17 protein-coding genes are annotated in these 25,788 nt (G+C 72.2%); 5 read left to right on the top strand and 12 right to left on the bottom strand.

The features are described 5' to 3' along the window. Positions 1–147: 147 nt before the first annotated feature. A complete protein-coding gene (locus WME95_RS23470) occupies positions 148–1,107 on the top strand; it encodes a hypothetical protein (RefSeq protein WP_437910673.1) in 960 nt (319 codons plus the stop codon). Between the two features lie 36 nt (positions 1,108–1,143). Here the strand turns inward: WME95_RS23470 and WME95_RS23465 are convergent, their stop codons facing one another. Together WME95_RS23465 and hisC are read right to left on the bottom strand one after the other, a co-directional pair. Continuing rightward, positions 1,144–2,352 (bottom strand): tetratricopeptide repeat protein, encoded by a 1,209-nt coding sequence (locus tag WME95_RS23465; RefSeq protein ID WP_437910672.1) that lies wholly within the window; start codon positions 2,350–2,352, stop codon positions 1,144–1,146. Further along, on the bottom strand, positions 2,343–3,434 hold the full coding sequence (gene hisC / locus WME95_RS23460; protein ID WP_437910671.1) for a histidinol-phosphate transaminase: 1,092 nt from the start codon (positions 3,432–3,434) through the stop codon (positions 2,343–2,345). The genes WME95_RS23465 and hisC overlap by 10 nt, the downstream gene beginning before the upstream one ends. Before the next feature lie 316 nt (positions 3,435–3,750). On the opposite strand from hisC, the gene WME95_RS23455 reads away from it, so the two are divergent. Then, positions 3,751–4,689, top strand: coding sequence for a hypothetical protein (locus tag WME95_RS23455; protein ID WP_437910670.1), 939 nt, complete (start codon positions 3,751–3,753; stop codon positions 4,687–4,689). Positions 4,690–4,704: 15 nt separating this feature from the next. Here WME95_RS23455 and WME95_RS23450 read toward each other — a convergent pair whose 3' ends face one another. From WME95_RS23450 to WME95_RS23410, 9 genes are all read right to left on the bottom strand, one after another. Beyond that, positions 4,705–8,856 (bottom strand): PAAR-like domain-containing protein, encoded by a 4,152-nt coding sequence (locus WME95_RS23450; RefSeq protein ID WP_437910669.1) that lies wholly within the window; start codon positions 8,854–8,856, stop codon positions 4,705–4,707. 138 nt (positions 8,857–8,994) lie between these two features. After that, positions 8,995–9,759, bottom strand: a complete 765-nt coding sequence (locus WME95_RS23445) for a phosphoenolpyruvate--protein phosphotransferase (RefSeq protein WP_437910668.1) — start codon at positions 9,757–9,759, stop codon at positions 8,995–8,997. A gap of 243 nt (positions 9,760–10,002) precedes the next feature. Beyond that, entirely contained in the window at positions 10,003–10,800 is a 798-nt protein-coding gene (locus WME95_RS23440; RefSeq protein ID WP_437910667.1) for a hypothetical protein, read from the bottom strand. Then, positions 10,797–12,053 (bottom strand): AAA family ATPase, encoded by a 1,257-nt coding sequence (locus WME95_RS23435; RefSeq protein WP_437910666.1) that lies wholly within the window; start codon positions 12,051–12,053, stop codon positions 10,797–10,799. The genes WME95_RS23440 and WME95_RS23435 overlap by 4 nt, the downstream gene beginning before the upstream one ends. 119 nt (positions 12,054–12,172) lie before the next feature. Continuing rightward, entirely contained in the window at positions 12,173–13,093 is a 921-nt protein-coding gene (locus tag WME95_RS23430) for a hypothetical protein (protein ID WP_437911011.1), read from the bottom strand. Positions 13,094–13,588: 495 nt separating this feature from the next. Next, on the bottom strand, positions 13,589–14,581 hold the full coding sequence (locus WME95_RS23425) for a hypothetical protein (protein ID WP_437910665.1): 993 nt from the start codon (positions 14,579–14,581) through the stop codon (positions 13,589–13,591). Beyond that, a complete protein-coding gene (gene mvaD, locus WME95_RS23420) occupies positions 14,578–15,591 on the bottom strand; it encodes a diphosphomevalonate decarboxylase (protein WP_437910664.1) in 1,014 nt (337 codons plus the stop codon). The genes WME95_RS23425 and mvaD overlap by 4 nt, the downstream gene beginning before the upstream one ends. Then, entirely contained in the window at positions 15,588–16,598 is a 1,011-nt protein-coding gene (gene mvk / locus WME95_RS23415; protein WP_437910663.1) for a mevalonate kinase, read from the bottom strand. Before mvk ends, mvaD begins: the two co-directional genes overlap by 4 nt. Continuing rightward, on the bottom strand, positions 16,595–17,707 hold the full coding sequence (locus WME95_RS23410; protein WP_437910662.1) for a polyprenyl synthetase family protein: 1,113 nt from the start codon (positions 17,705–17,707) through the stop codon (positions 16,595–16,597). Before WME95_RS23410 ends, mvk begins: the two co-directional genes overlap by 4 nt. 229 nt (positions 17,708–17,936) lie before the next feature. Here WME95_RS23410 and WME95_RS23405 point away from each other — a divergent pair, with 229 nt between their 5' ends. Next, complete coding sequence (locus tag WME95_RS23405; RefSeq protein WP_437910661.1) at positions 17,937–19,889, top strand: DUF6345 domain-containing protein; 1,953 nt, start codon at positions 17,937–17,939, stop codon at positions 19,887–19,889. Between the two features lie 180 nt (positions 19,890–20,069). Here the strand turns inward: WME95_RS23405 and WME95_RS23400 are convergent, their stop codons facing one another. After that, positions 20,070–22,802, bottom strand: coding sequence for a protein kinase domain-containing protein (locus tag WME95_RS23400; RefSeq protein WP_437910660.1), 2,733 nt, complete (start codon positions 22,800–22,802; stop codon positions 20,070–20,072). A 146-nt stretch (positions 22,803–22,948) separates the two neighbouring features. Between WME95_RS23400 and WME95_RS23395 the strand changes: the two genes are divergently transcribed. Both WME95_RS23395 and WME95_RS23390 read left to right on the top strand, forming a co-directional pair. Beyond that, positions 22,949–23,503, top strand: coding sequence for a GNAT family N-acetyltransferase (locus WME95_RS23395; protein ID WP_437910659.1), 555 nt, complete (start codon positions 22,949–22,951; stop codon positions 23,501–23,503). Between the two features lie 361 nt (positions 23,504–23,864). Further along, a complete protein-coding gene (locus WME95_RS23390) occupies positions 23,865–25,757 on the top strand; it encodes a phosphoenolpyruvate carboxykinase (GTP) (protein ID WP_437911010.1) in 1,893 nt (630 codons plus the stop codon). Positions 25,758–25,788: the final 31 nt, after the last annotated feature.

The raw sequence follows: 25,788 nt of genomic DNA, 5'->3' as shown, positions 1-25,788 counted from the left end.
CTGATATGGCACCGGGCGGGGCGGCGCTCGCCGTGGGGGCCCGTTTTGGGCGATGAAACCGCGATGCTGCGCGGGGCGCGCGAGTTGCTAAAGTCGGCGCCGATGCGAACCGGCGAGAAGCTGCAGAGAAGAGCGGGGGATGGAAGGATGCGAGCGGCGTGCGTCGCGCTGCTCGGGGCCCTGGGGTGTCAGGGAGGGAACGCGAGCGGCGGCGCGACCGCGGGGAGCGCGACACCGGCGGGGAGCGCGGCGCCTGTGGCCGCAGGGAGCGCAGGGCCTGTGGCCGCAGGGAGCGCAGCGCCGGCGGCCGCAGGGAGCGCGAGCGCCGGCGCGGCGGCGAGCGCGCAGGCCGGGGCGGGTCAGGTGGACGCGATCTCGCTGACCTCCGAGGACGTCGTGAAGGTGATGAACCCGAAGCGACGGGCGCCGTACAGCGGGCCCACGGGGACGCTGCGAGGACGCGTCACCATCAAGGGCGACCCGCCGCCCGATACAGGGCTCAGCTTCCCGATCGGCAAGTGCGGCGAGGCCGCCGCGACCTACGGGCGGCTGTTCCGCGTGGGACAGCAGAACGGGGTCGCCGACGCGCTCGTCACCGTCGTCAACTACAGCGGCTACGTGCCGGAGCGCGAAGAGGCGGAGAAGGTGACCATCCACGGGTGCGCATTCTCGAAGCGGACCGTGGTCATGACCTACGGCCAGCGGCTCGAGGTCGCGAACCTCGATCCCCTGGAGCCGTACATGCCGAACCTCGAGGGCGCCCCCTTCATGGCGGTCCTCGTCGCCGTGCCCCAGGGCGATCCGGTGAAGTTCTACCCGCCGCAGCCAGGCTACTACCACCTCGTGGACAAGCTGCCGAAGCCGTTCCTCAAGGCCGAGGTCTTCGTGCTCAAGTTCGCGACCCACGACGTGACCGGGCTCGACGGCAAGTACGAGATCAAGGGCATCCCCGTGGGCAAGGTGCTCACCGCCGCCCTGCTGCCGGCCATCGATCAGGACGTGAAGCGGGAGATCGAGATCAAGGAGGGCGAGAACACGCTCGATTTCGAGCTCAACTTCGACCTCAAGAAGCACAAGGAGAAGCCGCACACCAAGCCCTCGCCTTGAGGTACACGGCGGGGGCACGCGGCATTGACGCGCCCATCAGGGGGCGCCGCCCGTGAGCTCTCGGTGGACGCGCCGCTCGACCTCCTGGGACAGCGCATCCCCGGCGACGAGCGCGGGGGGCGGCGGGCCGAGCCAGGTGAGCGCGGCGTCGCGGCCGACGCGACGGAAGAGCAGCTCGGCAAAGAGGAGCCGGGCGAGCCGCGAGGGGGCCACCGCGGGGCCGCCCGCCGCCGCGGACAGGTCGAGGGCGTCGCAGGCCCGCGTCAGCGCATCGAGATCACCGCTCAGATCGGCCGCCACCGCGAGCGCCACGAGCGCCTCGGCGCTCGCCGGATCGGCCGCCGAGACGAGCTCGGCCTGCTCGCGGGCCTCGCCGAGGCGGCCCAGCGCGGCCGCGCGCACCGCGACCTCGGCGGGCGTCAGCTCCGCGTCGCGCGCCAGGCGGCGGGCGCGGCGGAGCTCGCCCAGGACGAGCGCCTCGTCGACCTCGGCCAGCTGCCTCCCTGACGGCGTCGGCCGCCCCAGGACGGCTGCCCCCGGCGCAGCCAGCTCCCGCAGCCGCCGCGCAGCCTGCTCGGCCACCGCGTGATCGCCCGCCTCGACGGCCGCCGCGTGCAGCGCGCGCCACGCCTCCGTCGACCAGGGGCGCCGCACCACGAGCGCCCGCAAGGCGAGGCGCGCGTCGTCCGTGCGGCCCAGCCGCCGCAGGATCTCGGCCCGGAGCAGGGCGCCGTCGTCACGATCCGGATCGAGCACAATCGCCCGATCGATCCGCCCGAGCGCCGTCTCGAGCCGCCCCGCCGAGAGATCGCAGCGCGCCTGCTCGCGGTAGGCCGGCTCGTAGTCGGGCTCGATCGCGCGGGCACGCTCGAAGGCGGCCCCCGCGGCCTCCCCGCGCCCGAGCCGGCAGCGCACCGACCCGATACGCGTCCAGATGTCCGCGCTGTCGGGGTCTCCGTCCTCCGCCAGCTCGTACGCCTCCAGCGCCGTCGCGAGATCGCCGCGCGCCTCGGCCTCGGCGCCGATCGCATACAGCGCATAGGCGTGCGCCGCGATGGTACGACCCTCGATGATCTGGCCGTCGATCGAGCGCGCGACCCTGGGCGCGGCGCAGCCGGCAATGGAGGTCGACGCCGTCAACGCCATCAACGCCGCCAACGCCGTCCGCACCGCGGGCTCCGCGAACGTCGCGAGGAACACGCGCGGCGCGCGCCGCGCGGCGGAGACCGCCACGGCTACGCGCACGCGGCGATCTCGGCGAGGAGGCGATCGTTCTCCTCCGGGAGGCCGACGGTGATGCGGAGCCGGTGCGCGAGGCGCCCTCCCGCCGCGTGGAAGCTGCGCACGAGGACGCCGCGCGCGGCGAGCGCCTCGAAGACCTCGCCGGCAGGGCGGCGCGTGCCGATCCAGAGGAAATTGGCGTGGCTCGGCGCGACCGAGAGGCCGAGCTCGGCGAGCCCGGCCGCGAGGCGCTCGCGCTCGGCCGTCACGGCGGCGGCGGCGCGGCGGAGCTCGCCGCCGAGCTCCCGCAGGGCGAAGGCGGCCGCGCGCTGCGACGGGGTGGGCAGGTTGTAGGGCTGGCGGACCTTGTCGAGCTCGGCCACGAGCTCCCGGGCGCCGATGAGCCAGCCGATCCGCAGCGACGCGAGGCCGATCTTCGAGAGCGTCCTCAGCACGGCGACGTTCGGGTGCTTGCGCAGGAGGGCGAGCTGGTCGCGCGGGGCAAAGTCGATGTACGCCTCGTCGACGATCACGAGGGCGTCCCGCGCCGCGGCGACGACCGCCTCGAGGCGGTCCTCCGACATGAGCGCGCCCGTCGGGTTGTTCGGCGAGGCGATGAAGACGACGTTGGGGCGCGCGAAATCGACGGCGCGCCCGAGGCCCGCGACGTCGAGATCCCAGCCGGCGTCGAGCGGGACCTCGACGACGCGCATCCCGCGCGCGCGCGCGCTCAGCTTGTACATGACGAACGTGGGGCTGACCGTGACGACGCTCGCCGCGTCCGCGCCCTGCCGCGGGCGGCTGAGCGCGGTGAGCACGATCGAGATCACCTCGTCGGAGCCGACGCCGGCCAGGATCTCGTCAGGATCGGCGCCGCAGTGGGCGGCGATGGCCTCGCGGAGATCGAGGGCGCGCGCGTCGGGGTAGCGGCCCCAGTCGTCGGGCGCCGCGGCCCGCGCGAGGGCCGCCCGCGCCTCGGCCGAGAGCAGCGGCGGGCTCTCGTTGGCGTCGAGGCGCACAGGGAAGTGCCCCGCGACCGGGGTGTAGGCGTGGAGCTCGGCGAGCTCCGGACGAAGCAGCGCAGGGAGGAAATCGGGCAGCGGCATGGCTCGGTCCACGGTCGTCGCGGGCGCGGCGATGAGGGAGGAGGAGAGCGGTATACACCCCGCGCCGGACCGGGAACACCTCGACGTGCGCGTTTCCTGGGCGGCGGGGCGGCCGTGGTCCGCCGAGCGCTCCGGCGCTGCGGTCGCGGTTCGCCGAGCGCTCCGGCGACGTGGCGGTGGGCGCGAGGTCATCTTTGCCGTCGGTGGCGCCGCAGGTATAGAGCGTCCATCTCAGCTCAGCGCGCTCCGGAGATGTGCACGAAAGCGGGGGAGCACCGCCGATGGATCTCACGCGTTATCAGGACGAGGTGACCCCATGCCCGTGGTGAGCCCTGCGACCGTGCTCGTGCCGTCGCTGTCCTCTCCCATCCCTGAAGGCCTGAACCTGATCTTCTCCCCGGACTTCCCTCTGGAGGAGCGAGGTGGCGAGGCGGTCGCCGCGCCGCACGCCGCCGAGGCGCCGTGGTCGGTCGCGCGCGTCGGCAGAGCAGATGAAGCGCTCCGGGATGTAGCGCAGGAGATCGCGCGCCGGTTCGGCCCCGTCCCTGACGGCGCGTTTCCGGAGCGCGCGCCCGGGGACGTCCTCGGAGCGTACGCGTTCTCGTTCGTGCGTCCGTCGTTCGTGTCGCCCTTCGCAAGCCAGCGTGAGGGTGTCTTCTTCGGCGAGCGTGTCGTGCCGGTCTTCGGGCTCTGGAAGGACGTCGATGACGTGACGTGGGCGAGGGCCGCGGCGCAGCTCCGGATCCATCGCTACCGGGACGTGGATGACTTCATGATCGAGATCGACGCCAGGGGCGATGAGCGTGTCGTGGTCGCCCGGTGCCCGCGACGTGAGACGCTCGGGGCCGCCGTCGCGGAGGTCGTCGCGTCTGTGCGGAAGTCGCGGAGCTGGCGCGGCCGATGGTTCGGCGCGAAGCCGTTCGACTGGAACTGTGCGCTAAGGATTCCCCCGCTCGACCTGTGCGCAGTCCGTGTCCAGGAGGAGCTCATCGGCAAGCCGCTCGCGGGCGGGGACGGTTCCCCGATCGGCGACGCCCGCCATGCCGTCCGCTTTCGCCTCGGCTGGGACGCGCTCCCGCCGAGCGAGCCCGGGCCGATCACCCTCGGGCGCGGCGATATGTACGAGCGCCCCTTCGTCTGCAACGGCCCGTTCCTCGTCGTCGTCCTGGGCGCGTCGCCGCAGGACGAGGTGCGGCTCGCCGCCTGGATCGATGCGCCGGAGGCGCTGGAGGGCGCAACCCCCGACGCATCTTGAGCGGCGAGCCGCCGGTCACTGCCCGAACGTGTACCAGCGCGGCTTGATGTCCTTGATCAGGTGCCCGCCGCCGTTGACGTGCAGGTTGCCCGGGGCGTTGCCGGATCCGAGGCCGGTGGGCATCCCGCTGACCAGGCCGGAGGCGCCCGCGTTGCCCATCTGCCCAGCGGAGGCCACGCCCGGGACGCCCTTCGCTGTCGCGCCGGACGTCGTCGCTCCGGTCCGGTCCGCGACCGCCTGGGCGACGCTGCGGCCCATGAAGTTCGGCTTCGTCCCGCCGTTGCACGTGACGACGTCCACGCGCGTTCCTGGCATTTTCCCGTTGAACCCGGCGGCGTTCAGCTTGTCCGCGAGCTGGGCCCCCGAGATCTTCTTCCCCGCCCACTCGACGCTGCCCGGCCAGCCGTGGGTGTCGACGACGACATCCGTCTCCCCCTTGAGGCTGCCAGGCACGACCTGGTTCGGCTTGAGGATCGTCGCGCCCGGGTACTTCGCCGCGTACTGCGAGTAGTACGCGTTGTGGAGCTTGGGATCGTTCGAGGCCGTGATGATCGTGAGCAGCCCGAGCGGATCGATGAAGAGCGTCGGGTTCGGGACGAAGCCGATCTCCTGCAGCGAGCCCGAGAGGCCGATGGGATCCGGCGAGATGAACACGCGCAGATCGGGCGCGTAGTAGCGGTACCGGTTGTAGTGGAGGCCGGTGAGCTCGTCGGCGCGCTGCCCGGCGAAGCGGAGCGCGCCCGGCTCGCCGCGCTTGTGGGCGACCTCGCCCCAGGTGGTGAGATCGATCTCGGTGATCTCGCCGGCCGCGTCGAGGGTGAGCCATGGCGTCCCCGCGGCGTCGGTCGCCACGAGGCGGAAGCCCGCGCCGCCCTGCGACTCGAGCAGCGGCATGTGACCTGACGCGTCGAAGACGCGGCGCGTGACCTGCCCGCCCGAGGTGCGCTCCTCGACGATGCTGTCGCCATCCCAGCCGAACCACGTGCTCCCCTGGCCGACGATCTCGGCCACGCGGCGGCCGAGCGCGTCGTAGATGTACTGGATCTTCAGCCCGTCGCCGCGCACGGCCTCGGTCAGCCGATCGTTCTCGTCGAAGGCGTACCGCCACGTGCGCCGCGGATCGGGCGCGTCCCGGCCCGAGAGCCGGCCAAGCCGGTCCCAGGTCAGGACCTGATCGCCCGCCGCGCGCGGCCGTCCGCCGGCGCCGACCGACGCTTCACCCCGCGTGATCGCCGTGCCGTGCGGCGAGTAGGAGAACGCCTCCGTCGCGCCGAGCCCGCGGACGTCCGCGGGCCGCCCGTGCGCGTCGAGCTCGTAGCGGCGCTCGCCGCGCTCGCTGTCGATCACGGCGGCCAGCGCCCCGACCGGGTGCCAGCGGTAGGCGCGGGAGCGGACGACGTCGCCCGACGCGCCCTCCACCTGGATCTCCACCGGGAAGCCCTCGGCGTTGCGCCGGGTCAGGATGGCGCCGACGCCGCCGTCGCGCCGGCGGGCGCGCTCGCCGTCCTGCTCGTCGCGCTCGAAGACGAAGCGCTCGGCGGCGTCCGGATGGCCGACGCCCATCGCGGCGACCCGCCCGTACGCGTCGTGCTCCAGCGCCACGCGCCAGCCGGACGAGTACCGGCGCGCCACGAGCTGGCCGCCCTCGTCGTAGTCGTAGCTCGTGACGAACTTGAAGCCGCCGCACGTCTGGGTGTCCCGCAGGATCGCGCCGCGCTCGTCGTACGCGAGCTCCGTCGTGCAGGCGCCGTTCGTCGCGCGCGCGACGCGCCCCAGGGCGTCGTACTCGAAGCGCTCGACGAGGCCCGACGAGTACTCCCGCGAGACGACGTTGCCCGCGCCGTCGCGCGAGAGCCGCACGATCGACTCGTCGGGGCGGAGGATCGACACGAGCCGGTCCGCGCCGTCGTACTCGTAGCGGTACTGGAGCCCCGTGAACGTCGTCTCGCGGACGAGGTTGCCGGCCGCGTCGTACTCGAACGAGCGCCGCTCGCCCGCGGCGTTCTGCATCCAGCTCAGCCGGAGGAGCGCGTCGTAGCCCATGGTCCAGCGGGAGCCGTCCGGCAGCGCCTGCTCGACGAGCGCGCTGGCCACGTAGCGGTAGTGCGCGCGGCCGCCGCCGGGGTACGACGTCGCCGTGCACAGCCCGAGCCCGTCGAAGGCGTGCTCGGTGCGCTGCCCGCTCGGCCCCACGGCGCTGACGATGTTGCCCGAGGAGTCGTATTCGAGCGTGGTCGCCGCGCCGCCGGGCGACTCGATGCGCACGGGCATGCCCAGGAGATCATACACGTAGGTCCACACGCGCTCCCCCTGGGCGTAGCGGACGAGGTTGCCGTGCGCGTCGTACTCGAGCGTGTCGACGAGGCCGCTCGGGTACGTGATCTTCGTGTTCTTGCCGCGCGCGTCGTACTCGGCCGTCGTCTTGCCGCGCGCGTCCTCGATCTCGATGACGCGCCCCCGGCTGCGCCGCTCGGTGGAGCGGTGGCCGTTCGGGGCGATGGTGGTGACGCCCTGTTGCTCCTCGTCCGTCTGGTACCGGACCGTGCCGCCGCCGTCGCTGAGGGAGATCAGCCGTCCGGCGAGATCGTGGCGGCGTCGCTGCGTGGCCCCGGCGCCGTCGGTGACGGCGATGAGGCGCCCGACCCCGTCGTACGTGAACAGCATGGAGTAGCCGCGCGGGTCGACGTAGCGCTCGACGAGGCCGAGCGCGTTGCCCTGGTAGCGATGCACGTGGCCGAGGGCGTCCGTCACCGTCGTCTGGTGAGGCTCGGGCCCGTACGCGACGCGCGTGTGGAAGATGCCGCGGGGACCGCCGGCCACGTGCGCCTCGGGGGCGCCGAGCGCGGCGAGGAGGTCGCCGCCGGGCAGCTCACCCCAGGTCTCCACGCAGCGCCGCTCGCCGCCCGCGTCCTGGTACACGAAATGGAAGACGACCCCGTCGGCCCGCGTCTCGGAGCGCAGGTAGTGCTCGTCGTCGTAGCTGAACCGGGTCTCCGCGCCGCCCACGTCGATGACCCGGACGAGGTCTCCGCGCCCGTCGAGCTCGTAGGTCACGAGGCGCCGGCGGTGCTCCTTGCCGGCCTCGTCCGCGACGGCGACGGACCAGATGCGAAGGTTCCCGTCGCGGGAGACCTCCGCGCGGCGGCCGACCGAGTCGGTGATGGCCACGACCTCGTCCTGATCCCAGTCGATCGTGGCCGCGTTGCCGAAGGCGTCGCGCAGCTCGGCGAGCGCGTACGCCCGCGGATCCGCGGTGGGCCGGAGGACCCGCACGAGGTCGTCGCCGAGGTCGACGACGATCGCGTCTCCGTCGAGGTGCACCTTCCGGCCGTGGGGGAGGAGCAGCGCTTCACCGGCCCCGGGCAGCTGCATCTCGGTGCGGCGCTGCTGGTCGTCGACGAGGACGAGGTGATCGCCGTTGCGCTCGGCGCGCCAGGCGAGGCTGTGCGACCAGCCCCACCCGAGGCCGCAGCGGTGGCGCACGGCCGAGGTGCTGTAGGTGCGGATCCACTGGACCCAGAGGAACCCGGTGAGCGTGAAGTCGGCCGCCGGGATCGTGAACAGCGTCCCGGTCACGACGTCGATCGGATGGCCCGCGGCCGCCTGGCCCTCCGCGCCCGGCGGCGCAGGCGGGCTCGGCGGCGCGGCGCCGCTGTTGCTCCCGCCGCCGCCTCCGCCGCCGTTGCCGCCGCCTTGCGGGCCGCCGCCGCCCGGGCCCCCGGCGCCGCCGCCGCCGCCCCCACCGCCGCCGCCGCCCCCGCCAGCGCCGCTCGCGCTGGCGCCGGCGCCGACGGTGATGCTCTTGTTCATCTGGCCCATGCTGCCGGTGATGCCGGCCATGCCGAGCTCGATGATGACGTTCGGCGCGCCGAGCCAGGGGAAGCAAGGCCCGCCGGTGTTGAGGCTGACGACCTCCTTGAGCGTGCCAGGCTCGTTGCCGTGGCACGCCTTCATGCAGCCGCCGACGGTGAGGATCTTCGCGCCCTCGATCTTCGTGCGCATGCACGGGTCGATGATCCCCTCCGCGACCGTGCCCATGGTGGGGTAGGGGATCGGCAGCGGGCTGGGCGCGGCCGGGGTCAGACACACGCTCACCGCCATACCGGTCATCTGGTGACCGGATTTCTCGGTGATGGTGTCCATATGGAGGGCGGTGACCTTACCCATGGTGACTGGATGGTCCCACGGTCCCGCGATCGTGTGCAATCGCGGCCATCGTGAGCCCACCGTCCGACAGCCCGGGAAAGCTACATGGCGCGGACGGCCTCGCCGCGAGCGCGGCTGACGTGCGGGAGAGGGAGATGATCAGGCGGGAACGTCGGGCTCGTGCTTCTTCCTGGCGCTGGCGGCGCGGGCCCGCTCGGCGCGCCGCTCCTCTTCGGCCGCGTCCTCGTACGGCGACAGGAGGCGGTCGCGGAGGAGCGCGTGCGTCTCGTCCTTGTCGTCGTCGTACTCGGCGTGGACCTGGACCAGGAGCGTGCCGTAGGCCTCGTGCCACGCCTCCACCGCCAGGATCGCCGGGTCCGCGCTCTTCGCCTGGGTGACGCCGAGCTTCTGGCCGTAGAGCGCCGTCCAGCGCCGGAGGCGATCGACCTCGGCTGCGAGCCCGAGGCGCTCCACCGCCGCCTTCACGTCCTTGCCGTCGAGCGCCTTGATCATCGCGCTCATGCGCACCCACTGCTGGGAGTACACGAGCTTGACGAAGCCCGTGCCCGACGACAGCACCTCCGACCGCACAAGCGCGGCGTCGGCCCGGCGCGCGGCCTCGTCATCGCTCAGCGGCAGGATGTCGTCGTGGTCGAACGAGCGCTCGATGCCGTCGAGCTGGGCGCCGAAGGCGGAGATGCACCGGTCGGCGCCGCGATCGATCTCCGTCATGGTGGCGTCGGAGCTCCCGAGCGCCTCGACGGCCTCGGTGCGCGCGATGACGGACTGGACCGCAGCGTCGACCTTGGGGGCGAGCTTGATCTTCTTCGATTTCAGCGCCTCTCGGTGAGACGCGAGCCTTGTACCTGCGACGATGCACCCGCTCGGTGTGAGCCGGCGGGCGAGAAACGCGGCTTTTCCCATGATGGCGGGGGTATCACGGTCGCGCGGGTGCGGAAGAGGCGGGCAGGATTCCGGCCATGGGAGGCAGCTTTGCGACGTGGGCGTCGGCGACGCGGGGGCGGCGATCGGGAGCGCGTCGTCGACGCGGCGGCGGTGACACGGCGGGCGTCGTCGACGCGGCGGCGGTGACCCGGAGCGCGTCACCGACGCGGCGATGCGCCTGAGGACCTCCTCGTCGTCAGCGCCCCAGGTGCAGCGGCCGCATCATTCCCAGCCGCGTGTGCGCTCGAGCGCCGCGCGCAACGCGCCGCACCGGCCCATGCGGTCCACGCTCTCGGCGAATGATTTCCTCACGTCGTAGGCGAGCTGCGTGGGAAATCCGTTGGATGCGAGCTCCCTATTGTAGGCCTTCTTCAGGCACAGCGCCTGGTCGGGCGCCGGTAGCTCGTCGAACTCCTCGCGCTTTCCCTGCCACGCCTCGATGTCCCCGGCGTGGCGGCCCCCGTGCTCGCGGCGGCAGATCTCGCTCGCGCGTCGAATGTTCTGGTACAGCCAGGCCTCGATGCTCCGGAACGGGCAGACCAGAAGGAGATGCTCGATCTGCAGTGCGGGAGCGGGCGGCTCGGCGCCATCCTTGGCTCGCTGCCTGGTCCGAGGCGCATTGGCGCGACCGCGCTCGACCACGTGCGGCAGCTGCGTGACAACCTTCCGGTCGAATTTCGCGATGTTCTCGCAGGTGCCGCGCTCCGCCCACGGCTGATCCCCGTCGATATGAAAGAACACGAACGTGTCGGGCAACGAGAGCTTGCGCGCGATGTATCTCAGCAGCCGGACGCGTCGATCGTGCTCGATCGGGTTCTTTCCATCGGACTTCCAGACGTTGCCGCGCATCGCCTCCTCCTCCCTCGGCTCGCTCGGAAGAAAGTCGACACGATGGCGTCCATACCCGGGAACGACGAGCTCGAGCATCCGGCCGACGAGCTCCTCGACGGTTGGGCGACCGTCCTCGCCGCTGTCCTCCGTGAGAATGACGATCGAGAGGCGGGTATCCTCCGGGCTCACCACAGCCCCCGCGACTGGAGGATCTCGCTCACGTGCTCGACGCCGACCTCATAGGCGGCGAAGAACTCCGCGGCGTCCTCCTCGCTCATGTTCGCCCAGCCCCAGGCCGGCCTGCCGCCGCGCCGCTCGCCGCGACAGAGGACGAAGCTATCGTGGACCTGCTCGGGCGAGGTGATGGGGATATAGTCGAGAAGGAGTGGGTTCTGGCTCGTCAAGAACGCTTGACGCTGTCCGAGGGCCTCGACGCAGGCCGCGATCCAGTGGTGATGCAGGCCGTTCACGAGCTCGTCGGCGATGACGATGTCGTCGTTGCAGGCGAGGTAATAGAAGAAGGTGAGCAGGCGCTTCTGCCCATAGCTCAGGCGCGTGTGGGTGATGAACTCGCCGCCCTCCCACCAGAACCGGAACACGAGATCTCCGAGCGTCAGATATTCGTGAAGTTCACCCCGCGCGTTCCTTTCGGTCACGTCCACCTTCAGCTCGGCGGCGTCGAACCCCATGATTCCCTTGATGGTGGCAAGGAAGTCTAAATCAGAGTGCTTGAAGGTGTAGTCAGACCTTGACGGCTCATACATCGACCCCAGTTGTCGGAGGAGGGCATTCGGTAGGAGATCGGATTTGATTCCAGCGTACAGCACCCTCTCTCGCAGAACGAAGACCCTCCTGCGAGCATCGCTCGACCCGGTGAGCCACGTAAACAGCTCCAGTGACTCGTCGAAGCGTCTCGCCGAGCTCGCGTCACGAACCCTGTTGTAGGTGGGGGTTACGATGAATTCAGGATCCAGCAGCATGTAGGCCCAAAGGAATCCTGCGTTGAGACATGAGATCTCCCAACCTCCTTCGATCGGCTCGTGGTCTCCGACCGTGAGTCCACGCTCGACGTCGTACCGGATGCGGCGGCTAGCTCCGGGTGACGAATCCTCGATCGTGACGTCCGCAACAGGAAACCAGCGCTCCGGTAGGTCAATCCGGGGGCGGTCCTTTGTCCCTACAAAGCCCGTTTTCTCTTTGTTGCTGACCGCGACGGTCACCGTCGCTTCTTCTGGAACCGCGAGCTCGTACTCGACGGCGAACTCTTCTCTGGCCAGGCTGCTGAAATCCGACCTCACAACCATCGAGATCAGCTCGAGCAGCGTCGTCTTTCCGGTCCCGTTCTGGCCGAGCAGCACGTTGAGCCCGTCCGAGAACCGGAGCTCCGTGCCCGGCGCCACGCCCCGGAACTTCTCGATCCGCAGTCGCCTGAGCTTCAGCATCGCGCGCCGACGTTAGCCTGCCGCGCTGCGCCGTCAACCGCAGCGGCCCCAGCGCAGCGCGGCGCGCTCCCCCGAGTCGCCGAGCGATCGCGCCCGCGAGCGCCGCCGACCCGCGCCCCTCAACGCGCCACGAGGCGCATCGGGGGGCGGCTGTGCTGGATGTGCTCGGTCTCGAGCTCCTCGAGCTCGAACGCCCTGTCCATGTCCATGTCGAGCTCCGCGAGCTCACGCTGCGTGCTCTCGCCGTTGTCGAGATCGTCGAGCTCGCGCATGAACCTGTCGATCTCCACGCACGTCGCGGGCGAATCCACGGGCGTCATCGACTGCTCGTGCATGAGCTGGATGAGCTCCAGGATGGTGGCGAGCTTCTGCGACACGACCTCCAGCCCGTCGCGGGTCTGGCTCCAGCACTCGGCGCGCCGGTAGGCGATCGAGAGGCGCCGCTCGGACAGCCCGCGGGTCCGCCCCGCGGACGTGCTCCGGACCGCCTCGAGCGAGCGGATCGTGTCCATGAGCTCGCCGTGGTTGGTCATCGCGAGCGACTCCTGGCCGGCCTTGTGCGCGATCGCGAGGCGGATGTAGCTCATGATGAGGCGGCTCAGGCCGAAGCCCTCGTCGAGCAGGGGCGGGATCGATCCGCCGCGGCGCCGGATGTTCTCGCGGGTGCGATCGATGAGCCGGTCGAGGCGCGCGAGCTCCTGCTGGTGCCGGATGTCCATCTGCCGGATCAACGACTCGCGCGCCCGCGACCAGGCCGCCCGATCCACCTCGTCGAGCTGCGCGTCGATGCTGCGCCGGAAGAAGCCGCGCCAGGGGACGACGCACAGGATCACGAGCTCCGCCCCGAGCCCGAGCAGCAGGAGCAGCGGGCTCCAGCCGATGAAGCTCAGGAGGAGCGCGCTCCCCACGACGAGCAGGTTGTACGGGTGGACCAGCACCCGCCCCAGGTACGTGCTCGCGGTGCGCCTCCGCAGCGGTGCGACCTGGACGCCGAACGCTGCCAGCATGGCCCTCGACTCGGCCATGCTGGCGCCAAGCACATCCTCCAATCGGCAAAGCTCTCGATCGCACGTCGTCATGGAGCCCCCCTCCTCACCTGGTCCTCTGGTCCTCGTGCCACCTCACCCCGTTCACCACCCCCCGCGCCCGAGCCGCGACCGACGGTCGGCGGTCCGGCGCGCCTGCGCGCGCCCCCGCGCCGATGCATCAGCGCGCTGTGAACGCAGGTCACGCCCGCCGAGCCCGCGCCGGCAGCCTCCTGCCCGCGGAGCCCGCCTTGGAGGACGGGGCGCCCACCGCGCTCATCGGCCGTCCAGGCGGTATCACCATGAAAACTCAAGCTTTCACGGCGGCGCTGCAGCATCGCCGGCTCCACGAAGTCCATGCTTTCCCTGCTGTTCGCGTCCCGAAGGCCTCATGAAGGACCGCGGTGCGTCGCCCGAGCGCAGCGCCGCGGTCGATCCGGGAGCGAGCAGAGCGGGCTCCGTGCCAAGCGCTCCGGCACCGCGCGGCGCACGATCGGCGAGGGGACGCGCTCAGGCAGGGAGCGGAGGGGCTGCGTCCAGCACGTGGACGCCGGGGGCGCCGAGCGACATCGGCACGCGCTCGAGGCCGGCTTCACGCGCCGCGGCAAGCCATGCCGTCGAGGGCGGCGCGCCGCCGACGAAGAGGGAGACGTCGCCTCCGCCCGCGCCGCTCGGCGCGATCGCTGCGCCTTCGGCGGCCGCGGCAGGGCGGAGGCGCCTGAGCGCGGGGGTGACGATCGGCGCGCCCGAACGGTCGCCGAGCTCGGCGAGCGCGTCGACCTGCCGATCCAGCGCGGCCACGAGCGTGCAGGCGTCCGCGGCCTCGATCGCTGCGCGCGCCCCCTCGGCGGCCGCGCCGAGCAGCGCGCGGTGCGCCTCCGGCTCGCGGGCGGCGAGCGCGCGCACGCGCTCGAGCATGGCGCTCGTGCGCGCCGAGGCGTCGCTGGCGAAGACCTCGATCACGAGCCCGCCCGGCAGGGCGTGCGGCGCCACGTCGAGCTCGCCGCCCGGCCCGAGCCGGCAGCAGAGCACGCCGCCGTAGACGCTCGCCGCGACGTCCACGCCGCTGCCTCCGCCCTGCGCGCGCCGGTGCGCCGCGAGCGCGTCGAGGAAGAGCGCGCGCGGATCCCACGCGGGCGCGCCCTGGCCGCCCGGCGCCGCCCGCGCCTCCAAGACCGCCGCGGCGCGCGCGGCGAGCGTCGCGACGAGGATGGCGGCGCTCGATCCGAGGCCCAGCTTGCGGCTCGCCTCGCGGGGCGGCGCGCCCGGCGAGGCCAGAGGCGGCTCCGGCGCCGCCGAGCGGAGCGCGGACGCGTCGAACCACGCCGCCGCGTCGAGCGCGCCGGCGTCGATCGCGGCCTGGACCTCCTCGGTGACGAGCGCGGCGGGCCGCGCCGGGTCGGCGAGGACGTACCGATCGACGGCGGCCACGAGCGCGGGCGCGCCCTCGAGCACGGCGTAGGCGCCCGAGAGGACAAGCTTGCCAGGCGCCCGGACGATCACGCGCCCCCGGAACCGGAAGAGGGCGCGAGGCGGGCTCCGCCGCCGGGGACGGCCGTGATGGTGCGGAGGACGCCAGGGACGGCGAGCAGCGCCGCGCCCACGGCGGCCTGCGCCTCGGGCGTCGTGAAGACCTTCACGTGCGGGCCGGCGTCGATGGTGAAGAACGCCGGCGTCCCCTGGGCGCGGAGCCTCCGCACCGCGGCGATCACCTCGACGGTGGCGCCGGTCCAGTAGAGCAGGCCCGGCGAGGCGGCGATGCTCGAGGCGTGCATGCACAGGGCGCTCGCCTCGGCCGCGGCGCCGAGCGCGGCGAGGTCGCGCGCGAGGACCGCTGCGCGGACCGCGTCGAAGAGCGACGGCGCCGCGTCCACCCACGCGGGGAAGTACGGGCTCGTCATCGCGGTGTGCCGCATGCCGTCGCTGGAGCCCACGTCCTTCGGGCCCTCGCGCGTCACCGCGATCACGACCGCGAGCGGCCAGTGGTCCTCGGGCGCGAGCGGCGTCGCGGCGAGCGCCTCGTCCCCGGGGCGGCCGGCGCGGAGCTCGACGAAGCCGCCGAACGCGGAGCGCGCGGCCGAGACCGAGGTCTTCCTCGCGAGATCGCTCACCAGCGCAGGCGCGGTGGGCAGGCCCGCGGCGGCGCTCGCGGCGAGCGCGAGCGCGGCGAACGCCGACGCGCTCGAGGCGAGGCCCGCCGCGGTGGGGAAGTCGTTCCGGCTGACCACGCGGGCGCGCTCGCGCCGCCCCGAGGCGGCGCGGACCCGGTCGAGGAGGCCGGCGACCCGGCGCGTCGCCTCCGCGTCCGGCGGCAAGGCCGCGCCGCCGAGGTGGAGCTCGTCGCGGTCGAGCGACGCGTCGAAGGCGACCTCGGTCGTCGTCTCCATCCCGGCGAGCGTCACCGAGAGGCTCGGGACGGCGGGCAGGTTGTGGCCATCGGCCCGCTTGCCCCAGTACTTCGCGAGGGCGATGTTCGGATGGGCGATCGCGGTCGCCCGGCTCACGACGCTCATGCTTGCTCCTGTGGCTCCGTCCTCGTCACGCCCGCCTTCACCCGGGTGACGAAGCCGCTGTACCCCGCGTCGCGCCAGGCGGCGAGCACGCGGTCCGCGGCGCTGTTCGACGCCGCCGCCCCGCCGTCGCCCGGCGGAGGCGGCGGGAGCAGCGCGATGACCGAGCCGCCGCCGCCGGCGCCGGTGAGCTTGGCGCCGAGCGCGCCGGCCTCGCGCGCCAGCTTGCACAGGGCCTCGATCGCCTCGGTCGAGACGAACATGCCGGCGAGGAGCATCTGGTTCAGGTCCATCAGCCGGCCGAGCGCGACCGCGTCGCCCGCCTCGATCGCGAGGGCGGCGTTCTCGACGAGCGCGGTGATGCCCGCGATGGACGTCGCGGCCAGCGTGGGCTTGCGCTCGAAGAGCCTCGCCACGAGCTCGACCATGCTGCGCGTGGACGACGACACCCCGGTCGAGCCCACGCAGAGCCACAGGTCGTCGCGCGGGGCGACGGGGGTGGCGCCGTGCGCCCGGGTGAAGCGGAAGCAGCCGCCGCGGGCCGCGGCTGTGGTGTCGATGCCCGACGGGTTGCCGTGGAACACGCGCTCCCAGGCGGCGGCGGCGTCGGTCACGGCGGCGGCGTCGGCCGCGGTTTCGGCCGCGGTCCGCGCCGCGGCCGCGGGCGCGCGCGCGAGCGCGGCCACCGACCTGGCGATCGCGACCCCGAGCGCGGCCGAGCTGCCCAGGCCGCCGCCGGGCGGCAGATCGCTCTCGGCCTCGACGCGCACCGGGCCGACGTCGGGCAGCGCCCCGAGGAGCGCCGCGAACGCCCGCGCGACGTCTTCCTCGGCCGGCGCCGCGCGGAGCTCGCGCCCGCCCAGCCGGAGGGCGCTCGCGCCGGAGCAGCGGGTCGCCCGCGCGCGGGCGCCGCGCTCGATGCCGGCGGCGAGCGCGGGCGCCCCGTACACGACGGCGTGCTCGCCGAGCAGGATGACCTTGCCGGACGCCTCGCCGAGCGCCTCGGTCATGCGCCGGTCCACCGGAGCGCGCTCGCGGCCCCGCACAGGATCTGCCGCGCCGACGCGCTCACGGGCAGCGAGCGCGCGAGGACCTCGGCCTCGCCGCACAGGGCGGAGAGCCGCTCCTCGACCGCGCGCCGCGCGCCGCACGCCTCGAGCGCGAGCGTCGCGGCCGCCACGGCGTCGTCGCTCGCTTCCTTGCGGCCGAGCGCGCGCTCGACGGCGCTCCGGCCCGCGGGGTCGAGGCGCCCCTCGGCCGCGGCCAGCACGGCGGTGCGCTTGCCGGCGCGCAGGTCGTTGCCGACCGGCTTGCCGGTCGCGGCGGCGCTCCCGAAGGTGCCGAGGAGGTCGTCGCGCAGCTGGAAGGCGACGCCCACGGGCGCCGCGAACCGCTCGAGCGCCGCCACGGTCTCGGCCGGCGCGCCGGCCAGCGTGGCGCCGAGCGCGAGCGGGCCGCGCACCGTGTAGCTGCCGGTCTTGAGCGCGTGCATCTGCTCGACGTCCTCGGCCCGGCCGACGACGTCGAGGTGCTGCCCGATCACGACGTCCTCGTGCATCTTGCAGAACAGCCGGACGGCCGCGAGCGTCGTCGCCGGCGGCGCGTCCGCGCCCGCGAGCGTGCTCAGCGCGAAGCTCCAGGTGAGGTCGCCCGCGAGGATCGCGGACGAGGCCCCGAGGTGCGGATCGCCGAGCGTCTCGCTCAGCGCGACGTGGACGGTGCGGTCTCCGCGCCGGACGGTGTCGCCGTCGATCCAGTCGTCCTGGATGAGCAGGTACGTCTGGAGCAGCTCGAGCGCGACGCCGGCGTCGATCGCGGGGCCGAGCGGCGCGTCCGGCGCGACGCCCTGGTAGGCGGCGACGAGCAGCCCCGCGCGGAACCGCTTGCCGCCGCGCAGGGTGAGGCTCCGCGCCTCGGAGACCATGGCCTCGACCTCGCGGCCGTAGCGCTGCACGGAGGCCGCCTTGTCGCGCCAGCGCTGATCGAGCGCGGCGTCGACGCGGGGGCGGATCGAGGAGAGAAAGTCGAGGAACAGGCGCGCGCCGGGATCCGCTGTCCCTTCGAGCGTCCGATCGCCGGCGCCGGGCGCGCTCTCTCCGTCCTTCGTGTGCGCTGTCATGGAATGCGCGGCAGCCTAGGAGCCGGACGCGAGGCGGTCAATCTCGGCCGAGAGCGGCCGGAGCCCGGAGAGTCGCGCCGCGGAGCGGCGCGGCCGAGGTGGCTTGGGTCGTGCAATGCGAGGTGCTCGCGTCGCGGGCCGCGAGCGCCGCGCGGAGGCTCCCTGCGAGATCGCTCGTGCGGAGTTGCGCGCCGAGCCTCGCCGTGGCCGCAGGGAAAGGGGGACTTTGATGAAGAGATCACCGGATGGGGTGCTGGGCGTCTTTCTCCTCGTGGCCCTCGGCGTCGCCGGGTGCGGCGGCCGCGACGCCCGCGAGGCTCTCCCGGAGAGCGCCGATCGCGGCGTGTTCCGCGCGGCGTCACCTGCCGCGGGGTCGCCTGGCAGGGAGACGCGATTGCTGCCCGCATACCGCGTGATCGGCGGCGGCGCCGACGTCGCGCGGGCGTCGGCGCTCGCCGGCGCGCTCGGGCTCGCGGAGGATCCCGCGCGGGGGGGCGCCGCCGCGCTCGTGGCCGGCGGCGCGATCCGCTACCTCGACAGCGCGCGATTCCAGCGCTTGCCCACGAGGAAGGCCGACGCGCCGCCCGCGCCCGGGTTCCGCGACGAGCGCGGCTTCGAGACGTCGGCGGGCGATGACGCCCTGGATTTCGAGGCGCTCGCGGCGCTGCGCGTCCTGCCGGAGCCGGACGCGGCGGCGCGGGCGTGGGCCGCGCTGGACGCCGCGGGCTTGCCGGTCGGGAGCGAGTTGGCCGTCGGCCACTCGCTGCTCGAGGCGGTCGACGCGGAGGGCCGAACTGTGGCGCGGGCCGAGCTCGACACGCAGGTGAGCTTTCGCGACGAGCTCGAGGGGATCCGGCTGATCGGCCCCGGGGCCAAGGTCCGGGTGACGTTCGACGGCGAGGGCGCCGTGACGCACCTGATCTACGCGCGGCGCGAGCTCGCGCGAGGGGAGGACGTCGCGATCGTCTCCGCCGCCGAGGCCCCCGCGCTGTGCGCCGGCGCGCTGGGCGGCGGCGCGGTGATCGCGGCCGAGCCGGAGCTCGTCTATTACGCGCCGCCGCTGTCCCGCGAGGTACGGCGGATCCTGCCCCATTACGTGTGCAGCGCACGGCGGACGGTCGGCGGGGAGGTGATGGACGTCCGCAAGAGGATCGTGCCGGCCGTCATAGACGCTCCGAGGGCCGAGATCTCGGTGCGTGTGGACGGCGCGACCGCGCTCGCGGAGGCGAGCGTCACCGGCGGTGCTGCGCCATACACGTACAGGTGGGTATCGTCGGCGCGCTCGCTCGACGCGGTCGACGAAGGGCGCGAAGGCGGCGCGCGGGTGAAGGTGTCTGGCGTCTCTGGTCTTCGCGGGGAGACGGAGACGCTCTCGCTCTATGTCACGGACGCCGACGGTCTGGTCGCGACGGCGGCGCAGCGGCTCTCGTTCGGCCGCGCGTCGGCGGGGCTCGGCGCGGCGCGCCCGCCGCTCCCGCCGCCGGTCGACGATGGCCGCGCGGTGGTCGGCGCCGAGTGGGTCGGGCTCTGCGGCGGCCTGGATCACTCGGCGGCGAACGTCGATGGGCTGATGAAGAGCTTCCGGGAGGGGGGAATCGACTCTCGCTTCAACTGGGGCGATCAGCGCGCGTGGGAGGTCGATTTCAAGGATCCGGCGCTGGGCGGCCAGGACGCGTCGTTCGCGGATTCGGTGGATCTCACCTTCTACACGGGGCACGCGAACGGCGTCGGGTTCATGTTCTGCAGCGCGATGAACGACCGGGTCCTTCATTTCAACGACGCCCGGTGGGGCAACGCCAACCTGGAGTGGATGGTGGTGGCCGCCTGCGGCCCGCTCCAGGACGACGGCGGCGCGTGGCGCTACCGGTGGGCGGGCGCGTTCGATGGGCTGCACCTCTTGCTCGGCTATGCGACGGAGTCGTTCGACGACACGACCGAGGGATCGATGTTCGCGCGTTACCTGCTCGACGACGCCAGCCCGGCGCCGGTGCGGCAGGCGTGGGTGACGACGGCGATCGAGGTCCAGCCGGACGACGAGGTGATCTACGCGGTGATGGGGGCATACGGGCAGGGGTGGACGGTGCCCAACTACGATGACCATTTCTGGGGGAAGGGCCCGGTCGGGCCGGATCTGGCGGGGGCCGCGAGGATCGGGTTCTGGCGGATCTCCGGGCCGACCTAAGACTATGCGAGAGGTTCGTCGCGGAAAGCGAGGAACCGCCAAGAGTCGCCATAAGACGCCAAAAAATAATGAAAAATCTTGGCGTCTTATGGCGACTCTTGGCGTCTTATGGCGTCTTATGGCGTCCTCGCGGTGCCATCATTCCGGCAGGCTAAGCCGGCAAGCCGGCGTCAGCTCCCCTCAGTACCCGAGCCACTTCGCGTCGAGCTCGATCGAGCAGTGATCGACGAACCGAAACCCGACGCCACCCCCGTCCGCGGCCCCGATCGTGTACACCGACTCGTTCGCCTGCGGCCGATGGTCCGTCGCGCTGAACGAGATCGGCCCCGCCGTCATCCCGTCGAGCACCACGTTCTGGAAGCCCTCGAGCGCGGCCTTCAGGTCCTCTCCGGTCGGGTGCGTGCGGCCGGCGTCGATGGCCCGCTCGACGGCCTTGCGCCACATGAGCGCCGCGGCGTGGCCTTGGACGTAGGGCTGGTCCTGGTACAGCTCCAGCGGGTGGCCGTCCTTCTCCCGGTAGGCCCTGTGGATCCGCAGCATCTCCGCCATCCCGCTCGAGTGCTGGGTGTCGCCGTAGACGGGCACGGGGAACAGCCCATAAAAGATCCCCGCGCAGTCGGCCCCGCAGATCGCCAGTGTCCTCTCGCCGATGCCCCAGTTGTTCGCCATCACGCGCAGCTGCCAGCGGTTCTTCTCCGGCCCCGGGAACGCCTGCTGGATGAGCTTCTGCGCCGCGGCCGCGCCCTTCCCGACGAAGGACGAGGAGAGGACGCTGTTGCCGGCCCAGAACCAGCTCGCCGGCACATACGACGGGTCCGCTCGCTTCTTCTCGATCTCCCGCTTCACATAGCCGATCACCGCGTCGACGATGCGCCCCTCATCCTCGAGGGACGACGTCTGCGGGACGATGAGATCCTGGCCGAGCAGCATCCCGGGCAGCTCCTCCACGTAGGCCTTGCCCGCGGCGAGCGGATCGACGCAGTAAAGACACTTGTCTATCGTGTCGTGCACCATCGCGATGCGCCCGGGCGCGATCTTCCAGGCCGCCTTGATGCCGATGCGGATCGCTGTCGAGTAGTCCGTGGCCGGAAAGAAGATGTAGGGATATCCAGGGCTCGTCTTGTGCTCTGTCGCGGAGGCGCTCTGGCCCAGGGCGTTGAACTCGGCGTGGGACACGTCCGCCGAGATCGGCACCGGCGTGGCGAGCGAGCCGGCGTACGAGCCGGGAATGATGAGCTTCTTCTCCTCCGTGAGCCTCGGGGCCACGCGGGTCGTCGGCCCGGTGCCGAACACGAACAGCGTGGAGACCTCGCTCCACCCGGGCTGCCGCCGCCACGCCTCGATGACCTCCTCCGTCCTGGCGGGGTCGTACTGCGCGTCCCGCATGTCGACGTCGATGGGACAGCCCCGGAGACCTCCCTGACTGTCGTTGAGGTGACGCAGGTAGTCGTAGACCCCGTAGTTGTACGGCGGCGAGATGTCGGTGGCAGTCCCCGTGTCGCCGGTCGTGATCCGGACGCGGAGCACCCCGGTGCAGCGAGGGCCGGCGTCCGGCTCGACGAGCACGGCCGCGGCGGAGCCGGCAGCGGGTGGCTGCCCACCAGGGCGGCGCGTCGAGAACGCCGCGGCCGCGACCAGCACGGCCGCGCCGAGCGCCCCGATCCAGTAGCTGCGCTGCTGAGGCGCGGCGGCCGTGCGGAGGTTCGACTTCAGGCTCGTCGAGTCCGAGGCGGAGCGCCCTGGGCCCGGCGTCCCCGAGGTCCTCTGCCCGAGCTCCTCGTCGAGGGCGATCACGGGCTGAATGCGCCTCCCTTCTGCGCCCTCGAAATGGCTCACGCGAGAGGGGCGGGGCTCGACGGGCACGCTCGGGCGGTCCACGCCCTGCGCGCTCTGATCGAGGTACGCCTTGACCTGCCGCTGCATGCTCGCCCGGCGCTCCGCGAACACCCCCAGCATGCTCGCGCCGATCTCGTCGGACCCGACGTCCTCGCCCGCCGCGCGCAGGTAGTCCTCGAGCGCCGCGCGCATCTCCTGCGCGGTCGCGAACCGCTTCGCCGGATCGCGGTCGAGCGCCCGCGTCACGATGGCGTCGAGGGCCGGGGGGACGTCCGGCCGGAGGAGCGAGGGCCGCGGGATCTCGTCCACGGCCGCCAGCTTCCAGAGCGCGCTCACGGCGTCGCCCCCGAAGAGCCGCTCCCGCGTGAGGAGCTCCCAGAGCACGATCCCCGCGACGAAGATGTCGGCCCGCCGATCGGTCGACCCGCTGCCGACGGCCTGCTCCGGCGCCATGTACGACGTCTTGCCCTTCAGCTTCCCGGTCTCGGTGAGGTCGGTGTTGATCGACGCCTTGGCGATGCCGAAATCGAGCAGCTTCACCGCGCCGTCGTACGTGACGAAGATGTTGTGCGGGGAGACGTCGCGGTGGACGATGCCGAGCGGCGCGCCGTCGTAATCGCGGAGCTCGTGCGCGTAGTGGAGGCCGCTCAGGAGGTCGGCCACGATCCTCACCCAGACGCCGCGCGTGAAGCCCGCCGCGCCCGGCTCCCCCTCGGCCACCGCCCGCATGAGCGCGCTGAGCGGCTGGCCCTCCAGGTACTCCATCACGGTGAAGTAGCCGGCGTCGTCGTGGTCGACCTCGTAGGTCTGGACGATGTTGGGATGGTTGAGGCGGGCGGACAGCTTCGCCTCGTCCAGGAACATGGCGACGACCTTCTCGCCGTCCCCGCCCGCTCCGCCCACGCCGCGATGGCGCTTGACAACGACGAGCTTGTTGAAGGATCCCGGCCCGCGCGCGATCGCCAGGAACACGTCGCCCATCCCGCCCCGGCCGAGCTTCGCGATCAGCCGGTACTTGCCCATGATCGCCGCCTGGGTCGGCTCCGCGTCCGAGGTGTCTTGACCCGTGCCCACCATGTTACCGGCCGTCCTCAGGGGCGCGCCATGCTCCGAGCGGACTGGGTATATGAGCAAAGCCGGTTATCCTTGTCAACCGTCCCCGCGGGCGGGGCCACGGCAGGCTGCCGGGGTCTTGCGCGTCTTGCGCTAGCGCCCAGAGACCCATGCAAGAAAAGCATATTTACCATCGAGACGAGCTCCCCGACGCCTTCCGGTGGCAGGCCGTGTCGTTCATGCGGGCGGCGTGGCCGTCGATATTCACGGGTCCACTCCGGCTGCTCAAGCACACGTATCCGTCTGACATCGGCACGGCGCACTTCACGATCAGCGAGGAGGAGGTGCTGCTCAGCTACGCTTCGGTGATGCGCCTCTCGCTGCCCCACGCGGGGGAGGAGCACGTCGTCTATGGCCTGGGCAACGTCTTCACGTCCCCGCCCTACCGGGGCGAAGGCCACGGGAGGCAGGTCGTGGAGATGGCGACGCGCTTCCTCCAGGACAGCGACGCCGATGTCGCCGCGCTGTTCTGCAACCCAAGCCTCGAGCGCTTCTACGCGGGATGCGGCTGGGAGGCGCCGCCTGGCGCGATCACGCGCATCGGCACGCCGGAGCGCCACTCCGAGTACAAGGAGCTCAGGATGATGCTGTTCCTCTCGGAGAAGGGGCGTCGCGCCCGGGCGGCGTTCGCGCGGGAACCGCTGTACGTGGCGTGGCCATGGTGAGCACCGGCGCGTAGGCACGCACCGGGGGCATGGGCGGGCGGCGCGGCTGCCCGCGAGGCAGCCCTCGGGGCCAACCGCTGGACGGATTTCGGTCGGATTTCGGGCGGATCGACGACCCAGCGCGCGGCGCAGGGCTCGCCCCGCGGGCGCACCTGGTGCGCGCAGCGCTGCTGTAGCGATCGGGCTCAGGGAGAATCAGGGCAGCCTTCCGGCCGCATTTCGGCCAGAATTGCCGTCGAGGGCGGGCAGGGCCTGCGCTTTGCAGAGCGCGTTCGACCCAGAGAGCCAGGAGGGTACGCAAGTGTCCGTAGCAGCCAGCCAGAACAGCCAGAGCTCGTTCCACTCGGAGCCGCCGCCGCCGGTGTCGATCCCCGGCCTGCGGGCGAAGATCACGAACGAGAAGCTCAGGCAATGGATCGCCGAGGTCGTCGCGCTGTGCCAGCCGGACAACGTGCACGTGTGCGACGGCTCGAAGGAGGAGTACGACGCGCTGTGCGACCAGATGGTCAAGGCGGGCACGCTCATCCGTCTGAACCCGGAGAAGCGCCCGGACAGCTACCTCGCGCGCTCGGACCCGAGCGACGTCGCGCGGGTCGAGGACCGCACGTTCATCTGCAGCCGGCGAAAGCAGGACGCCGGCCCCACGAACAACTGGGCCGAGCCGCAGGAGATGAAGGCCACGCTGCGCCGGCTCTTCGCCGGGTCGATGCGGGGCCGCACGCTCTACGTCATCCCGTTCAGCATGGGCCCGATCGGCTCGCCTTACGCGCACATCGGCGTGGAGCTCAGCGACTCGCCGTACGTCGCCGCGAGCATGCGCATCATGACGCGCATGGGGCGCAAGGTGCTCGAGGCGCTCGGAGACGGCGATTTCGTCCCCTGCCTGCACTCGGTCGGCATGCCCCTCGCCCCGGGACAGGCCGACGTGCCGTGGCCGTGCAACGCGGAGCACAAGTACATCGTCCACTTCCCGGGAGAGCGGCTGATCTGGTCGTACGGGAGCGGCTATGGCGGCAATGCGCTGCTCGGCAAGAAGTGCTTCGCGCTGCGCATCGCCTCGGTCCTCGGCAGGGAGCAGGGGTGGCTCGCGGAGCACATGCTGATCCTGGGGGTCGAGTCGCCGAAGGGAGAGAAGACGTATGTGGCCGCGGCCTTCCCGAGCGCCTGCGGCAAGACGAACTTCGCCATGCTCATCCCGCCGAAGGCGTTCGCGGGCTGGAAGGTCACGACGGTGGGCGACGACATCGCCTGGATGAAGCCCGGGCGGGACGGGCAGCTCTATGCGATCAACCCCGAGGCGGGCTATTTCGGCGTGGCCCCAGGGACGTCGGACAAGTCGAACGCGAACGCGATGGCGACCATCCGGAAGGGGACGATCTTCACCAACGTGGGGCTCACGCCCGACGGCGACGTCTGGTGGGAAGGGATGACCGACGAGCCGCCGCCGGAGCTCATCGACTGGCAGGGGGAGCACTGGACCCCGGACTGCGGCCGCAAGGCGGCCCACCCGAACGCGCGCTTCACGACGCCTGCGTCGCAGTGTCCGTCGATCGATCCGCGCTGGGACGACCCGAACGGGGTGCCCATCAGCGCGATCGTCTTCGGCGGGCGGCGCGCGACGACGGTGCCCCTCGTGGTCCAGTCGTTCAACTGGAGCTTCGGCGTCTACACGGCAGCGACCATCGGCTCGGAGATGACGGCGGCGGCCGCCGGCAACATCGGCCAGGTGCGCCGCGACCCGATGGCGATGCTGCCCTTCTGCGGCTACCACATGGGCGATTACTTCAACCACTGGCTGCAGATGGGGCGCCAGATCGTCAATCCGCCCCGCATCTTCTCGGTGAACTGGTTCCGCAAGGACGACCAGGGCAACTTCCTCTGGCCGGGCTTCGGGGAGAACATGCGCGTCCTCAAGTGGATCGTCGACCGCGTGCACGGCCGCGGCTTCGCGGAGGAGAGCCCGCTCGGCTGGATGCCGCGCTACGAAGACATCGAGTGGCGGGGCATGGACCGCTTCTCGAAGGAGCAATTCTACCAGCTGATGGCCGTCGACCGCGAGGCGTGGAAGGTCGAGTTCGGCTCGCACGGGGAGCTCTTCGAGCGGCTCTACGACCGGCTGCCCAAGGAGATCCTGCTGATGCGCGAGCTGCTCCTGTCGCAGCTCTGGCGCTCGCCGGAGCGGTGGGAGCTCGCGCCCGAGCGCTACCTCGAGGAGCACGAAGGCGACGACGCGGTCGACGAGCCCGGCGCGTAGAGGCCTCCCCGGGTGAGGGCGCCCGCGCGGC

This window comes from Sorangium sp. So ce327 (assembly GCF_051530205.1).
In the GTDB taxonomy this organism is placed as follows: domain Bacteria; phylum Myxococcota_A; class Polyangia; order Polyangiales; family Polyangiaceae; genus Sorangium; species Sorangium cellulosum_B.
This window is presented reverse-complemented; position numbering and strand designations above follow the sequence as displayed.

Bases quoted from the DNA above. Each gene is read 5' to 3' on its own strand.
- WME95_RS23445 (WP_437910668.1), bottom strand. From the start codon at position 9,759: ATGGGAAAAGCCGCGTTTCTCGCCCGCCGGCTCACACCGAGCGGGTGC.
- WME95_RS23405 (WP_437910661.1), top strand. From the start codon at position 17,937: ATGAAGAGATCACCGGATGGGGTGCTGGGCGTCTTTCTCCTCGTGGCC.
- mvk (WP_437910663.1), bottom strand. From the start codon at position 16,598: ATGACCGAGGCGCTCGGCGAGGCGTCCGGCAAGGTCATCCTGCTCGGC.
- WME95_RS23435 (WP_437910666.1), bottom strand. From the start codon at position 12,053: ATGCTGAAGCTCAGGCGACTGCGGATCGAGAAGTTCCGGGGCGTGGCG.
- mvaD (WP_437910664.1), bottom strand. From the start codon at position 15,591: ATGAGCGTCGTGAGCCGGGCGACCGCGATCGCCCATCCGAACATCGCC.
- WME95_RS23470 (WP_437910673.1), top strand. From the start codon at position 148: ATGCGAGCGGCGTGCGTCGCGCTGCTCGGGGCCCTGGGGTGTCAGGGA.
- WME95_RS23450 (WP_437910669.1), bottom strand. From the start codon at position 8,856: ATGGGTAAGGTCACCGCCCTCCATATGGACACCATCACCGAGAAATCC.
- WME95_RS23395 (WP_437910659.1), top strand. From the start codon at position 22,949: ATGCAAGAAAAGCATATTTACCATCGAGACGAGCTCCCCGACGCCTTC.
- WME95_RS23455 (WP_437910670.1), top strand. From the start codon at position 3,751: ATGCCCGTGGTGAGCCCTGCGACCGTGCTCGTGCCGTCGCTGTCCTCT.
- WME95_RS23400 (WP_437910660.1), bottom strand. From the start codon at position 22,802: ATGGTGGGCACGGGTCAAGACACCTCGGACGCGGAGCCGACCCAGGCG.
- WME95_RS23410 (WP_437910662.1), bottom strand. From the start codon at position 17,707: ATGACAGCGCACACGAAGGACGGAGAGAGCGCGCCCGGCGCCGGCGAT.
- hisC (WP_437910671.1), bottom strand. From the start codon at position 3,434: ATGCCGCTGCCCGATTTCCTCCCTGCGCTGCTTCGTCCGGAGCTCGCC.